Annotated in this window: 10 protein-coding genes; 8 read left to right on the top strand and 2 right to left on the bottom strand. The window is 73.0% G+C overall.

Annotation, left to right across the window (positions count from 1 at the left end):
* Positions 1-678: IclR family transcriptional regulator (locus ACVNF4_RS21025; protein WP_461804400.1), on the bottom strand; the 678-nt coding region annotated here is incomplete at its 3' end.
* A 145-nt stretch (positions 679-823) separates the two neighbouring features.
* Here ACVNF4_RS21025 and ACVNF4_RS21020 point away from each other — a divergent pair.
* The 6 genes from ACVNF4_RS21020 (at position 824) to ACVNF4_RS20995 (ending at position 7,101) form a co-directional block, all read left to right on the top strand.
* Entirely contained in the window at positions 824-2,323 is a 1,500-nt protein-coding gene (locus ACVNF4_RS21020) for an aldehyde dehydrogenase family protein (RefSeq protein ID WP_461804399.1), read from the top strand.
* A gap of 29 nt (positions 2,324-2,352) precedes the next feature.
* Positions 2,353-2,982: an NAD(P)H:quinone oxidoreductase gene (gene wrbA / locus ACVNF4_RS21015; RefSeq protein WP_461804398.1), complete on the top strand. Its 630-nt coding sequence runs from the start codon at positions 2,353-2,355 to the stop codon at positions 2,980-2,982.
* Positions 2,983-3,242: 260 nt separating this feature from the next.
* Positions 3,243-3,452 (top strand): DUF5988 family protein, encoded by a 210-nt coding sequence (locus tag ACVNF4_RS21010; RefSeq protein WP_461804397.1) that lies wholly within the window; start codon positions 3,243-3,245, stop codon positions 3,450-3,452.
* A 42-nt stretch (positions 3,453-3,494) separates the two neighbouring features.
* Entirely contained in the window at positions 3,495-4,865 is a 1,371-nt protein-coding gene (gene ccrA / locus ACVNF4_RS21005) for a crotonyl-CoA carboxylase/reductase (protein ID WP_461804396.1), read from the top strand.
* A complete protein-coding gene (locus tag ACVNF4_RS21000) occupies positions 4,862-5,845 on the top strand; it encodes a 3-oxoacyl-ACP synthase III family protein (protein ID WP_461804395.1) in 984 nt (327 codons plus the stop codon). The genes ccrA and ACVNF4_RS21000 overlap by 4 nt, the downstream gene beginning before the upstream one ends.
* 35 nt (positions 5,846-5,880) lie before the next feature.
* Positions 5,881-7,101: a cytochrome P450 gene (locus ACVNF4_RS20995; RefSeq protein ID WP_461804394.1), complete on the top strand. Its 1,221-nt coding sequence runs from the start codon at positions 5,881-5,883 to the stop codon at positions 7,099-7,101.
* 61 nt (positions 7,102-7,162) lie between these two features.
* On the opposite strand, the gene ACVNF4_RS20990 is transcribed toward ACVNF4_RS20995, so the two are convergent.
* The gene (locus ACVNF4_RS20990) at positions 7,163-8,368 is read right to left on the bottom strand and encodes a cytochrome P450 (RefSeq protein ID WP_461804393.1); all 1,206 of its coding nucleotides are present in this window, start codon (positions 8,366-8,368) and stop codon (positions 7,163-7,165) included.
* Between the two features lie 223 nt (positions 8,369-8,591).
* Between ACVNF4_RS20990 and ACVNF4_RS20985 the strand changes: the two genes are divergently transcribed.
* Entirely contained in the window at positions 8,592-9,062 is a 471-nt protein-coding gene (locus tag ACVNF4_RS20985; protein WP_461804392.1) for an NlmOI, read from the top strand.
* 48 nt (positions 9,063-9,110) lie between these two features.
* Positions 9,111-15,649: type I polyketide synthase (locus ACVNF4_RS20980; RefSeq protein ID WP_461804391.1), on the top strand; the 6,539-nt coding region annotated here is incomplete at its 3' end.

Raw genomic sequence — 15,649 nt, 5'->3', positions numbered from 1 at the left:
ACCCACCAGGCGGGTCGCGGCCGTCGCGGCGGCCTCCCGCACCAGTTCGGGGACCTGCTCGTCGACGAGCCGCAGGCCGAGCCGGACCACGCCGATGCTCGCCGTCGACCAGTCGGAGACCCGGATGGGGGCGGCGATGCCGATCGCGCCCTCCTGGATCGACCCCTCGCTGACGGCGTACCCGCGCCGGCGTGCCTCACGGACGGCGGGGACGTCCCCGGCCTCCTGCGGCCGGCCGGCGAGGATCGCGATGCCGTCGGCGCCGACGGTCAGCGCGTGCCGGGCACCCTCCCGCATGGCGAGGTGCATGGTCGAGTTCAGCGGCTCCGCCGTCAGCAGGATCAGCGCCTGGTCGCCGTCGGCCACGCTCAACAGGGCGGTGCTGTTGGTCTGTTCGCTGAGCTGCCGCAGGATCGGCAGGACGGTGGCCTGGAGGCGCGGTTTGAGCTGGCCCGCCAGTTCGGCGACGCCGAAGCCGAGGATGTACCGGGTGCCGATCCTGGCCACCAGGCTGTGCGCCTCCAGGGTGCGCAGCAGCCGGTAGACGGCGGCGCGGGCGATGCCCAGCCGCTCGGCGAGCTCCGCGGCGGTGAGGCCGTCGGCGTGGCGCGCGAGCAGCGACAGCACCGTCAGTCCGCGGTCGAGAGTCAGGGATGTCTCCCCTCCGGTGGCCGCCACGATCCTCCCTCGCCTCCTGCACCTTTTGTGCCGCACATCATGTCACGGAGGTTACGAGGGCCCACTACCGCCGAACCCCTTGACCCGGCGTCACCCACGTCCCTATCGTTTCGAATATCGTCCAGATAGAACGGTAATCGTACTCATGCTAGCACGCAAAGAAGCCGAACAGCTGGTCAGCGCCGTCCCCACGGAGCCCTACATCGCCGGGCGATGGGACGGCGACCGGAGTACCGACACCTTCGACGTGATCGACCCGGTGACCGAGCGACGCCTCACGACCGTCGCCGCGGCCGGCGCCGACGACGTGGACCGCGCCGTCTCCGGGGCCCGGTCCGCCCTGGACGACGGCGCGTGGGGCAGGGCCGACGGCGGCGACCGGGCACGCCTGCTGCACCGGCTGGCCGACCTGATCGAGGCGCGCGGCGAGGACTTCGCGAACCTCGAATCGCTCGACATCGGCAAACCCGGCTTCGAACCCCGCGCCATCGACCTCCCCCAAGTCGTCCGCTCGTTCCGCTACTTCGCGGGCTGGGCCGACAAACTGGAGGGCCGCTCCATCCCCACCGGCCCCTACATGGGCCGCCCCACCCACAGCTACACCGTGCGCGAACCCGTCGGCGTCGTCGCCGCCATCACCCCCTGGAACTCACCCACCATGATCGGGGCGTGGAAGATCGCACCGGCCCTCGCCGCCGGCTGCGCCGTCGTCCTCAAGCCCCCGGAGGACGCCCCCCTCACCTCCCTCCTCCTCGCACAGCTCGTCGAGGAGGCCGGGTTCCCGGCCGGCGCGTTCAGCGTCGTCCCCGGCCTCGGCGCCGTCACCGGACAGGCCCTCATCGACCACCCCGGCGTCGACAAGATCTCCTTCACCGGAAGCCCCGAGACCGGCTACAAGGTCGCCGTCGCCGCCGCCAAGGGCTTCCGCCGCACCACCCTCGAACTCGGCGGCAAGAGCCCCCAGATCGTCTTCGACGACGCCGACCTCGACGAGGCGGCGCAGGGCGTCGCGGCCGGCATCTTCGCCAACCAGGGCGAGGTGTGCGCCGCCGGCAGCCGCATCCTCGTCTCCCGAGGCGTGTACGACGCGTTCGTCGAACGGCTCGTCGCACGCGCCCGCGCCATCAAGGTCGGCGACCCCTTCGACGAGGGCACCACGATGGGCGCGCTCATCAACGCACGCCAACTGGAGCGCGTCCGCTACTACATCGCGGCCGGCATCGCCGACGGCGCCCGGCTCCTCACCGGCGGCGGCAGGCCCGACGGCCCCGGCTTCTTCGTCGAACCCACCCTGTTCGGCGAGGTCGACAACACCATGACGATCGCCCAGCGGGAGATCTTCGGCCCCGTCGGCTCCGTCATCCCCTTCGACACGGAGGCCGAGGCCGTCGCCCTCGCCAACGACAGCGACTACGCGCTCGCCGCCACCCTGTGGACCTCCGACGTCAGCAGGGCCCACGTCCTCGCCCGCCGCGTGAAGGCCGGCGCCGTCGCCATCAACGGCTGGGCTCCCCTCGACGCCGGCCTCCCCTGGGGCGGCTCCAAACTCAGCGGCCAGGGACGGGAACTGGGCTGGGCCGGCATCGAGGCCAACACCGAGGAGAAGACGGTCAGCGCGGTCCTCACCCACCCGCTGGCCGGGTGAACGACAGACCCTCAGGAAAGGGGACCTCCGTGTCCGCACATGTACTCGTCGTCTACTACAGCGCGACCGGATCCGTGCACCGGCTCGCCCAGGCCGTGCGGGAAGGCGCCGAGTCCGCGGGCGCCGAGGTACGGCTGCGCAGGGCCGCCGAACTCGCCCCCGCCGAGGCGATTGCCGCTAACCCCGAGTGGGCCGCACACCACCGGGAGACGGAAGCCGGCGTCCAGGTCGCCGAACTCGCCGACCTGGAGTGGGCCGACGGATACGCCTTCGGCACCCCGACCCGCTTCGGCGCCCCGGCGGCCCAGCTGAAACAGTTCATGGACTCCGCCGGAAGCCTCTGGCAGGAGGGGAAACTCGCCGACAAACCCGTCACGGCGTTCGTCTCCTCCGCCGAACAGCACGGCGGCCAGGAGTCGACGATCCTCTCCCTCAACAACGTCTTCTACCACTGGGGTTCCCTCATCGTCCCCCTCGGCTACACCGACGACATCGTCTACGCCGCCGGCGGCAACCCCTACGGCACGTCCTGGCCCGCCGGATTCCCCTCCACACCCCCGGACGACGTCACCCTCGACTGCGCCCGCCACCAAGGAGCCCGCCTCGCCCGCTTCGCGGCCCTGCTCGCGGCGGACCGCACGACCACACCCCGGAACTGACCCCGCCGGCCCTCCCCAGCCGGCCTCCGAGACCGAAGCGGCCCTGAAGCGACCCCGCCGCGCAGGGCCGCTTCGGCATGCCCGCGGTCCGCACCTCGGGGGACCCCTGCCCGGCCACCCCCGCGAATAGGGGTTGTCCGGGAGGGAGGGCTGCTGCGAGCCTCGGCGCAGAGAAGACCACCGTGCCGGAAAAGCGTGCTCACATTTCCGCAGCGTGCTTTCCGTGGGTCCGACCGCTTTCCCCTCGGGAGGATACGAACATGTCGCAGATAAAGGTGCTCCTCTCCGGTGGCCCCCAGGACTTCCCCGACCAGGACCGCGAACAATTCGTCGCCGTCGCCGTCGAGAAGATAAAGCACCGCTGGGGCGCGGGATACGAACACTTCGTGCACGACGGTGAATTCACCACGGTCGACGGCGTCGAAATCGCGGTGTACCGGTGGGAGCGCCGCACGGCCATCGCCGAATGAACCCCTCCGCCGGACACCACCCCCTGTACCGAGGAAGGGATCATGGACTCTGTCACTGAAGCGGTTCTGGCGGGCGCGGACCCCCAGGACCTCGAACACGCGGCCCTGCCGGACGAGTTCACCGCCGCCCACCTGCGTGTCGAGGACCAGGACGCCTTCCGGGGCGTGGCCGACAAGGACGTCCGCAAGACCCTGCGCGTCGGCCCCGTCCCCATGCCCGAACCGGCGCCGGACGAGGTCCTGATCGCCGTGATGGCCAGCTCCGTCAACTACAACACCGTCTGGTCGGCGACCTTCGAACCGCTCTCCACCTTCCGCTTCCTCAACTCCACCGCCAAGCAGGGCGGCTGGGCCACCCGCCACGACCAGCCCTTCCACGTCCTCGGCTCCGACGCGGCCGGCGTCGTCGTCCGCACCGGCTCCGCCGTCCGGCACTGGAGGACCGGCGACCACGTCCTCGTCAACGCGGCCGTCGTCGACGAACAGGAAGCCATCACCCAGAGCGACGGCATGCTCGGCGAACACCAGCTCGCCTGGGGCTACGAGACCAACTACGGCGGCATCGCCCACTACTGCCTCGCCCGCGCCAGCCAGCTCATCCCCAAACCCGCCCACCTCACCTGGGAGGAGGCCGCCTCCGTGCCGGCCTGCGCGGGAACCTCCTACCGCATGCTCGTCTCCGACCGGGGCGCCCGCATGAAACAGGGCGACATCGTCCTGATCTGGGGCGCCACCGGCGGCACCGGCGCCTACGCCGTGCAGTTCGTCAAGAACGGCGGCGGCATCCCCGTCGGCGTCGTCAGCTCCGCCCACAAAGCGGAGGCACTGCGCGCGCTCGGCTGCGACGTCGTCATCGACCGCAGCGAACTCGGACTCGGCGAGCACGACGGCGACGACGACTTCGCGAACGCCGTCGCCGACGGCAAGAAACTCGGCCGCGCCATCCGGCAGGCCACCGGCGAGGACCCCCACATCGTCGTCGACCACGCCGGACAGAACACCTTCGGCATGTCCGTGTTCGCCGTACGGCGCGGCGGCACCGTCATCACCTGCGGCTCCAGCACCGGCTACCGCCACCAGTACGACAACCGCTACCTGTGGATGAAACTCAAGCGGATCATCGGCAGCCACGTCGCCAACCTGCACGAACAGTGGGAATGCGCCCGCCTGTTCAGCCAGGGCAGCATCATGCCCGCCCTCTCCTCCCTCTACCCGCTCACCGAGGTCGGCGAGGCCACCCGCCTCGTCCAGCTCAACCAGCACATCGGCAAGGTCGGCGTCCTGTGCCTGGCCCCCGAGCCCGGACTCGGCGTCACCGACCCCGAACTGCGCGCCCGCATCGGCGAGGACCGCATCACCCCGCTACGGCCCTTCGCGGCCGTCGGCCCCGGCGCCCTGGAGGCCGCCGTATGACCGCCATCGGCATCCTCGGCACCGGCTCCTACCTGCCCAAGGAGGAGATCACCAACGAGGAGATCGCACGCCGCGTCCCGAACATCACCGCCGAGTGGATCGGCCGCCGCACCCTCATCCAGGGCCGCCGCTACGCCGCCCCCCACGAAGCGACCTCCGACCTCGCCCACAAGGCGGGAGCGGCGGCACTGGAGGCGGCCGGCCTCGACGCGGACCGCGTCGACTACCTGATCGTCGCCACCTCCACCGGCGACGCCCCCCTCCCACCCACCTCCTCACTGGTGCAGAACACCCTCGGCGCGAGCAGCGCCGCCTGCTTCGACATCAACATCGCCTGCGCCGGGTTCGTCTTCGCCCTCGACGTCGCCCGCGGCCTCGTCGCCCAACGCCCCGGCAGCCACGCCCTCGTCATCGGCGCCGACCTCTACTCCCGCTTCCTCGACTACGCCGACCGAGGCACCGCCGTCCTCCTCGGCGACGCCGCCGGAGCCGCCGTCGTCGGCGAAGTACAAGACGGGCACGGCATCCTCGGCACCGAACTCGTCGGACGCGGCGACGCCCACGAACTCATCTGGATCGAGGGCGGCGGCAGCCGCACCCCCGCCTCGCACACCACCGTCGACGGCGGCGGCCACTACCTGCGGATGATCGGCCGGGGCGTCGCCGACTTCGTCATGACCAACCTGCCGCCCATGATCCCGCCCCTGCTGGAGCGCGGCGGCGTCGCGATCGACGACGTCGACCACTTCGTCCCGCACCAGGCCAACGGCGTTCTCCTCGGCGAACTCGTCGAACGCTGCGGCCTCACCGCCGCCCGCACCCACACCCCGCTGGTCAAGTACGGCAACATGGGCGCCGCCTCGGTGCCCGTCGCACTCGACGAGGCGGTCCGCGACGGCCACGTCCGTGACGGCGAGCTGCTGCTGCTCGCCGGATTCGGCGCCGGTATGGCCGCCGGACTGTGCCTGCTGCGCTGGTAGCACCCCCCGCCCTGTTCCGTAGCGAAGGAAAACCCGTGTCCGAAGCCGTCGCCGCCGGGGAGTTCGAGGCCCCGCTGCTCAGGAAATGCCCCTACTCGCCGCCCGAGGAGTACCGGGAGCTGCGCACCACCGGAGCCCCCGCGCCGGGCCGCCTCTACCACGGCAAACGCGTCTGGTACATCACCCGCCACGACCAGGCCCAGGCGATCCTGAACGACGCCCGGTTCAGCTCCGACATCACCAACCCCGGATACCCCATCTACGCCGAGGCGTTCGAAGGGGCACGGGCCTTCCCGATGCTGTTCACGATGGACCCCCCGCAGCACACCGCGCAGCGCAAGGCGGTCGTCGGCGAGTTCACCATGCGCCGCGCCGAGCAACTGCGCCAGGCGATGCAGACCAAGGCCGACGAGCTCATCGACGCCATGGAGGCCGGCGGCAACACCGCCGACCTGGTGGCCTCCTTCGCCGAACCCTTCTCCGGCACCATCACCTGCTGGGCCCTCGGCATGGACTACGCCGACCTCCAGGCGTGGCTGCGCGACAGCCGCGAGGTGCGCGACAAGGCGCTCTCGGCCGCCGACGACCACCAGGTCGGCGACGAGGTCGCCCACCGCATGGTCGCCCTCCAGCAGTACTTCCTGCGGTTCATCGACGACAAGGAGGCGAACCCCGGCGACGACCCCACCAGCCGCGTCATCCAGAAACACGTCACGACCGGCGCGCTCGGCAAGACGGAACTCGCCAACCTCTGCTTCCTCATCTTCATCGCCGGCCAGTCCCCGGTGCAGGCCATGCTGACCGCCGGTGTCGGCCTCCTGCTGGAGAACCCCGACCAGGTGGACCTCCTGCGCACCGAACCCGCCCTGCTGCCCGGCGCCGTCGACGAGATGATGCGGCTCATCAGCCCCCTCGACCTGATGCCGCGCGTGGCACTGGAGGACGTCGAGGTCGGCGGGCAGCTCATCAAGGCGGGCGAGAGCGTCGTCGTCTCCAACGGCGCCGCCAACCGCGACCCCGCCGAGTTCCCCGTCCCCGACCGCCTCGACGTGCGCCGCGCGGCCCGCAGCCACCTCGCCTTCGGCCAGGGCATCCACCACTGCCTCGGCGCCAACCTCACCAAGGTCGGCCTGGAGATCGCCTACGGCACCCTCTTCCGCCGCCTCCCCGCCCTCAAGCTGGACCGGCCGATCGAGGAACTGTACGACCGGCCGGGCTGGCACCCGGAGATCGACCGGATACCGGTCAGCTGGTAGCCCGCACAGCACTGTGCCCCGCCGAGGAGACCGGCGGGGCACAGTGCTGTCTGCCGTTCGGCTACGCCGTGACCAGCAGGCGGCGCGGGCCCACCACGTTCTTCGGGTGGTGGTGGGCCACCGCGTCCGGGGCCTTGGAGACCGCCAGGTCCGGGAAGCGGTCCAGGAGGAGGTTCAGGGCGACGCGGCCCTCCAGGCGGGCCAGGGGGGCGCCCATGCAGAAGTGCAGGCCCTGGCCGAAGCCCAGGTGGCGGGTGCGGTCGCGGTGCAGGTCGAAGGCGTCGGGGCGCTCGAAGCGCTCGGGGTCGCGGTTCGCGGAGACCGTCCACATCGTCAGGACCTGACCGGCCGGGATCACCTGGCCCGCGATCTCCGACTCGGCCTTCGTCATACGGACCAGCCGCGAGAAGGCCGGGCGCAGCCGGATCGCCTCCTCGACGGCCGCCGGCACCAGGGAACGGTCACGGCGGACCTCGGCGAACGCGTCCGGATTCTCGTCGAGGCACAGGACCGTGCTGCCCAGGACGGCGGTCGTGGTGATGTGACCGGCCATCAGCAGGGTCCCGGCGAAACCGATGATCTCGTCGTTGTCCAGCGCACCGTCCTCGGTACGGGCGTCGACGAGCTGCCCGATTAGGTCGCCGCGCGAAGCCTTGCGGCGCTGCTGGACGTGCTCCAGCATGTACGCCCGCATCTCCTTGGCCGTCTCCACGAACGCCAGGACGTTCTCCTCGCTCGGCAGCGCGCTCTCCCCGCCGCCGTTGGCCGAGATGAACGCCAGCGCCCACTTCTCGAACAGCGGCCGGTCCGACACCGGGATCCCGAGCAGCTCGGCGATCACGAACACCGGCAGCGGGTGGGTGAGCGCCTCGACGAGGTCGAACGCGTCACGCCCGGCGACCTGGTCGAGCAACTCGCTCGTCAGTTCCGTGATCCGCGGCTCCAGACCGGCCACGAGTTTCGGCGTGAACGCCTTGCTCACCAGGGACTTCAGCCGGCGGTGCCAGGGCGGGTCGATCCCGACGACGTTGCCCTTCGCCATCCAGGCCGTGTCCGGGTGCGAGGGGATCACGGCCGACATGTCACTGGAGAACGTCTGGGTGTCGGCGAGGATCCGCTCCACGTCGGCGTAACGGAACACGTGCCACAGCCCCGGGAAGGCGTCCGCGAGGACCGGGTTCTCGGCACGGTTGTGGTCCAGCCAGGCGAGCAGCGACGGGAAGTCGTCCTGCGACTGCCCGGCAAGCTCCTGCTGTTCGGTCGTCATCGTCTCGCTCCTTGGAAGGAAACCGGACGGTGAAACCCGTCCCGTCCCCGGCAGCGTAAAAGTCGAGCCCACCCTCGGACACCCCTAAAGGGGCCCCGGACAACCACCCCTGCCACCCCTAATCGTCCGGTCAGGGCTTGCCCGGCCGAGGAACTCGCCGGATAGCTTGGGACCATGATCCCGGACGACGGGAACGGCCCTTTCCATTCCCCGGAGTTGACACATGAGCGACCAGGTCGTCTTTCCCGAGCGGAACGACATCGCGCCGGAAATGAAACAGCTCGACTTTCTCCTCGGTGAATTCGAGCTGGAATACACCAACCTGACCACCGAAGTGGTCACCACCGGCCGCGCCACCTCCACCGGCAAGGCCATCGCCGGCGGCCGGTTCTACGAGATCACCCAGTACATCCCCGTCCCCGGCATCACCGCCGTCTGGCTGATCGGCTGGAGCGACGTCGAGGGCCACTTCGTCTCCTTCTACTACGACGACTGGGGCCACCACGGCACCTTCACCAGCCCCGGCTGGGAGGACGGCCACTTCCGGATCACCGGCGACAGCTCCGTCTTCGGCATGCGCCACCACTTCGTCGACGACTACGAGACCGACGAGGACGGCGCCGTCCTGAAGAAGGGCTACGTCCGCGTCGGCGAGGACCTCGTCCCCGGGGACGTCGTGCGGTTCCACCGCTGACCGACCGGGTCGGCCCACACCCCCCCCACAGCCCGAGGGAGGCCCCGGATGCCGGGACTGTTCGAGGAGACCCAGGCCATCGCCGTCGTCGGCCTGGCCTGCCGGCTGCCGGGAGCCGCCGGCCCGCAGGAGTTCGCCGCGCTCCTCGCCCGGGGCGGAGACGCCGTCACCGACGTGCCCGCCGCCCGCCGAGGCATCCTGCCCGACACCCCGGGCATCCCCACGCGCGGCGGGTTCCTGGAGCGCGTCGACGGCTTCGACGCGCCCTTCTTCGGGATCTCGCCCCGCGAGGCCGCCGCCCTGGACCCCCAGCAGCGCCTGCTCCTCGAACTCGGCTGGGAAGCCCTGGAACACGCCGGGATCCGGCCCGCCGACCTCACCGGCACCGGCGTGTTCGTCGGCGCCCTCGCCGACGACTGGGCCCGCCTCACCCAACGCCAGGGGCCCGACGCGGTCACCGCGCACACCTTCACCGGCCAGCAGCGCTCCCTGCTCGCCAACCGCCTCTCCTACGCCCTCGGCCTCACCGGCCCGAGCCTCGCCGTCGACTCCGGACAGTCCTCCTCGCTGGTCGCCGTGCACCTCGCCGCCGAGAGCCTGCGCCGAGGAGAGTGCGACGTCGCCCTCGCCGGCGGCGTCAACCTCGTCCTCGCCCCCGACAGCACCCTCGCCGTCCACCGCCTCGGCGCCCTCTCCCCGGACGGGCTGTGCCGCACCTTCGACGCGGGTGCGAACGGCTACGTACGCGGTGAGGGCGGCGGACTCGTCGTCCTCAAACCCCTCGTGCGGGCCCTCGCGGACGGCGACCGCGTGCACGGCGTCGTCCGGGGCAGCGCCGTCAACAACGACGGCGGCGGCACCGCCCTGACGAACCCCGACCAGGGCGCGCAGCGCGACGTGATCCGTGCCGCGTGCAGGCGGGCCGGGGTCGCCCCCGAGGACATCCAGTACGTCGAACTCCACGGCACCGGCACCCCCACCGGCGACCCGGTCGAGGCCGCCGCCCTCGGCGCGGCCCTCGGCGCCGGACGCCCCGAGGGCAGGCGGCTGCGCGTCGGGTCGGTGAAGACCAACATCGGCCACCTCGAAGGCGCGGCGGGCATCGCCGGGCTCATCAAGACGCTCCTGTGCCTGCGCGATGGCCGCCACGCCCCCACGCTCCACCACACCACCCCGCACCCGGACATCCCCCTCGCCGACCTCGGCCTCACCGTCCAGCTCACCGCCGAGGACTGGCCCGCCGAGGACGGCGTCCGGCTGGCCGGCGTCAGCTCCTTCGGCCTCGGCGGCACCAACTGCCATGTCGTGCTGGCCTCCTGGGAACAGCCCGAGCACAGCAGTGACCCGGCGCTGCCCGACACCGCCCCCTGGATCCTGTCCGCCCGCACCCCGCAAGCCCTCGCCGACCAGGCCCGCCGGCTCCTCGACACCACCCCGGACGCCGCCCCCGGCGCCCTCGCCCACGCGCTGCTGACCACCCGCACCGCCTTCCCGCACCGCGCCGTCGTCCTCGCCGGCGACCCCGACACCCGCCGCGACGCCCTCACCGCCCTCGCCGACGGCCGCCCCTCACCGGCCGTCGTCACCACCTCCGCCCTCACCGACCCCGGCCCCGGACCGGTCTTCGTCTTCCCCGGCCAGGGCTCGCAGTGGCCCGGCATGGCCGCAGGGCTCCTCGACACCGAACCCGCCTTCGCCACCGCCTGGCACCGCTGCGCCCACGCCCTCGCCGCCCACGTCGACTGGGACCCCACCGACGTCGTCCGCCAGGCACCCGGCGCCCCCGACCTCGACCGGGTGGACGTCCTCCAGCCGGTGCTGTGGGCCGTGATGGTCTCGCTGGCGGAGGTCTGGCGGGCGTACGGCGTACAGCCTGCCGCCGTGATCGGACACTCCCAGGGCGAGGTCGCCGCCGCCTGCGTCGCCGGGGCACTGTCCCTGGACGACGGCGCCGAGATCGCCGTCCGGCGCGCTGAGCTGATCCGACGTGAACTGTCGGGACACGGCGGCATGGTCGCCGTGCCCCAGTCCGCCGAGGCCGTCCGCGCCCGGCTCGACGCGCTGGGCGGCTCCCTGGAGATCGCGGCGGTCAACGGCGCCGAGTCGGTCATCGTCGCGGGCTCCACCGACGCCCTCGACGCCCTCCTCGCCTCCTGCACCGAGGGCGGGGTCCGCGCGCGGCGCGTCGCCGTCGACTACGCCTCGCACTCCTCGCACGTCGAGGCGGTCCGCGACGACCTGCGCACCGCCCTCGCGGGCGTCACCCCGCGCCCCTTCGCCGTCCCCCTCCACTCGACGGTGGTGCCCGGCGCGGTCGACCCGCTGCCGGACGGCGACTACTGGTACCGCAACCTGCGCGAGACCGTGTCCTTCGCGCCCGCTGTCACCGCCCTCGCCGAGGCCGGGCACACCACGTTCATCGAGATCAGCCCCCATCCGGTGCTCGCCCCCGCGATCACCGAGACCGTCGAGGCGGCGGGGGTGCGGCCGGTCGTCGTGCCCACCCTGCGCCGCGACCACGGCGGGCCGGAGCGGGTCGCCGCGTCTCTCGCCCAGGCGTACGCGCAGGGCACCGAGGTCGACTGGACCCGGGCCCGCACCGCCCCCGCGACACGTGTCGACCTGCCCACCTACCCCTTCCAGCGCCGCAGTCACTGGCTCGCGCCGGTGGCCGCTGTCGCCGATGTCGTGATGCGGGAGCCGGCCGAGGCCACCGACCGACCTGCCCTCCCGGCCGACCCCCTGGACCTCGTCCGCGCCGAGGCCGCCGCCGTCCTCGGCCACCCCGGTATCGCCGACGTCCACCCCGACCTCACCTTCAAAGACCTCGGCTTCGACTCCCACCTCGCCCTCGAACTGCGCGGCAGACTCGCCGCCGCCACCGGACACGCCCTGCCGACCACCCTGCTCTTCGACCACCCCACCCCGGCCGCCCTCGCCCGCCACCTGTCCGGTGCGCAGGACCGCACCGGCGAGTCGGCCCCCGCCACGCCCGCCGACACGGACGACCCCGTCGTCATCGTCGGCATGGCCTGCCGCCTGCCCGGCGGCATCGACGGCCCCGAACAGCTCTGGAAGGCACTCGGCGACGGACTCGACGCCGTCACCGCGCCGCCCGCCGACCGGGGCTGGTCCGCAGAGGGCCACCGGGGCGGATTCCTCACCGGCGCCGCCGACTTCGACGCGGACCTCTTCGGGATCTCCCCGCGCGAGGCCCTCGCCATGGACCCGCAGCAGCGGCTGCTCCTGGAGACCGCCTGGGAGGCCCTGGAGCGCGCCGGGATCCGGCCCTCCGCCCTGCGCGGCACCCGGACCGGTGTGTATGTCGGTGCGATGAGCCAGGAGTACGGCCCCCGCCTGTACGAGGCGCCGGAGGACCTGCGCGGACACCTGCTGACCGGGACCACGGCGGGCGTCCTGTCGGGCCGCCTGTCCTACGTCCTCGGCTGCGAGGGGCCGGCCGTCACCGTCGACACCGCCTGCTCCTCCTCCCTCGTCGCCCTGCACCTGGCCGCCGGGTCGGTGCGCCGGGGCGAGTCGACGCTCGCGCTCGTCGCGGGCGTGACCGTGATGGCGGCGCCCGGCCTGTTCCGCGAGTTCTCCCGGCAGGGCGGGCTCTCACCGGACGGCCGCTGCAAGTCCTTCGGCGCGGGCGCCGACGGCACGGGCTGGTCGGAGGGGGTGGGTGTGCTGCTGGTGGAGCGGCTGTCGGAGGCCCGCCGCAAGGGCCATCAGGTACTGGCGGTCGTGCGCGGTTCGGCCGTCAACCAGGACGGCGCCTCCAACGGCCTCACCGCACCCAGCGGCCCCGCCCAGCAGCGCGTCATCCGAGCCGCCCTCACCGACGCGGGCCTCACCCCGGTCGACGTCGACGCCGTCGAGGCCCACGGCACCGGCACCCGCCTCGGCGACCCCGTCGAGGCGCACGCCCTCCTCGCCACCTACGGACAGGACCGCGAACACCCCCTCCACCTCGGCTCGTTGAAGTCGAACATCGGCCACGCCCAGGCCGCCGCCGGAGTCGCCGGGGTCATCAAGACCGTCCTCGCCCTGCGCCACGCGCGGCTGCCGAGGACCCTGCACGCCGACGAGCCGTCCCCGCACATCGACTGGTCCGCCGGGACGATCGGCCTGCTCACCGAGGCCCGCGCCTGGCCCGAGACCGGACGGCCGCGCCGCGCGGGCGTCTCCTCCTTCGGCATCAGCGGCACCAACGCGCACGTCGTCCTCGAACAGGCCCCCACCACCCGACCCGCCCCGACGGCAACCGAATCCGCCGCCCCCGTCCCCCTGGTCCTGTCCGCCGCCACCCCCGAGGCCCTCAGCACCCAGGCCGCCCGCCTGCGCGCCCGCCTCACCGACGACACCCCCCTCACCGCCCTCGCCCACGCCCTCGCCACCTCACGCGACGCCCTCCCGCACCGGGCGGCCGTCCTCACCGGCGACCGCGAACGCCTCCACACCGACCTGGCGGCCCTCGCGTCCGGCGACACCACCCCGACCGCACCCCGCGACAGCGCACAAGAGGGCCGCACCGCCTTCCTGTTCACCGGCCAGGGCAGTCAACGCCCCCGCATGGGCCTGGAGTTGTACGCCGCCCAGCCCGTCTTCCGGGCCGCACTCGACGAGATCGCCGCCCACCTCGACCCGCTGCTCCCGCACCCCCTGCTGACGGTACTGGCCGACGGACTCGGCCTGCTGGACTCCACCCGGTACGCGCAGCCCGCCCTGTTCGCCGTCGAAGTCGCCCTCTTCCGGCTGCTGGAGCACTGGGGCATCCACCCCGACCACCTCCTCGGCCACTCCGTGGGCGAACTGGCCGCCGCACACGTCGCCGGAGTGCTCTCCCTGCCCGACGCCTGCGCGCTGGTCGCCGCCCGGGGCCGGCTCATGCAGGAACTGCCGGAGGCCGGGGCGATGGCGGCGGTGGAGGCCACCGAGGAGGAGGTGCTGCCCGAACTGGCCGGACGAGAAGGCGAGTTCACACTCGCCGCCGTCAACGGACCCCGCTCGGTGGTGGTCTCCGGTGACGCGGACGCCGTGCGCGACCTCGCCGCCCGCTGGCGCGGACGCGGTCGGCGGACCCGGGAACTGAACGTCTCGCACGCCTTCCACTCGCCCCACATGGACCCCATGCTCGCCGAGTTCGAACAGGTCGCGGGCCGCGTCGACTACCGGCCGCCGCAGCTCTCCGTGATCAGCGACCTCACCGGCACCGACGCCACCGAACAGGACCTGTGCGACCCCGGCACCTGGGTACGCCACGTGCGCGGCACGGTCCGCTTCCACGACGGGGTGCGGCGGCTGCGGGAACTGGGCGTCACCCGGTTCGTGGAGCTGGGCCCGGACGCCGTCCTCACCTCGATGGTCCAGGAGGCCCTGGAAGGTGAGGCGACGGCCGTCCCGGTGCTGCGGCGCGACCACCCCGAGGCCATCGCCGCCGCGACCGCCCTCGCCCGCCTGCACCTCACCGGCCACAGCCCCGACTGGTCCGCCGTCTACGCCGGACACCCCCCGGCCGACCCGGCCACCCTGCCCACCTACGCCTTCGACCGCCGCCGCTACTGGCTGCCCCCCGGCCGGACCGCGACGCCGGACCAGGCGGACAGCACACTCACCCACCCCGTGCTCACCACGCTCACCACCCTCGCCGACGGACAGACCCTGCTCACCGGCCGCATCGCCCACGCCACCCACGCCTGGCTCGCCGACCGCACGGTGGACGGCCGCGCCCTCGTCCCGGACGCCGTCCTGCTCGACCTCGCCCTCACCGCCGCCCGCGAGACCGGCAACGCCCGCGTCGCCGAACTGCGGCCCGACACCCCGCTCGACCTCCCGGCGGACACCCCGCTGGACGTCCAGGTCCTGGCCGGCCCCGCGACGCCGGACGGCACCCGCACCCTGACCGTCCACACCCGCCCGGCCACCAGCGACGTCCCGTGGACCCGGCACGCGGACGGCACCCTGGCCCCCGACGCCGGGACCGGCCCCGCCGACGCCCCCTGGACGCCCGAGACCGCGCTCGACATCGACGGTGCCTACGACGGGCCCGCCTCGTACGGCCCCGCCTACCGCGCCCTGCGCACAGCCTGGCGGCACGGCGACGTCACCGGTGCCGAACTCGCCGCGCCCGACGAGGGGTTCACCCTGCACCCGGCGCTGCTGGAGAGCGTCCAGCGGCTCGTCACCCCTGACCTGCGCGCCGAGTACCGGAACGTCACCGTCACCACCCCGCCCACCGGCCCGCTGCGCGCCCTGCACAACGCCGACGGCATCCGCCTGACCGACGCCGAGGGACGGACCGTCGCGACGGTCGGCGCGCTCCTCCCGAGGTCCCTGACCCGGACGGGCACTCCCGTCGGACCGTACGGGGCCGACCGGCCGTACACCCTCGGCTGGCGGCCCGTGGAGGCGCCGCACCCCATGCCCGGTGCGCGCTGGGCGGTCGTCGGCGACCCCGTGCCCGCGCACGCCCTCCCCGGCGCCCTCCACCACCCGGACCTCGACGTCCCGGACGCGGACGTCGTGGTCGTCGGCTGCGGCGCCGAACCCGGGCTCACCGGCGCGGACGGCGCCCGGAGCGCGGC

This window comes from Streptomyces sp. S6, assembly GCF_054880855.1.
This window is presented reverse-complemented; position numbering and strand designations above follow the sequence as displayed.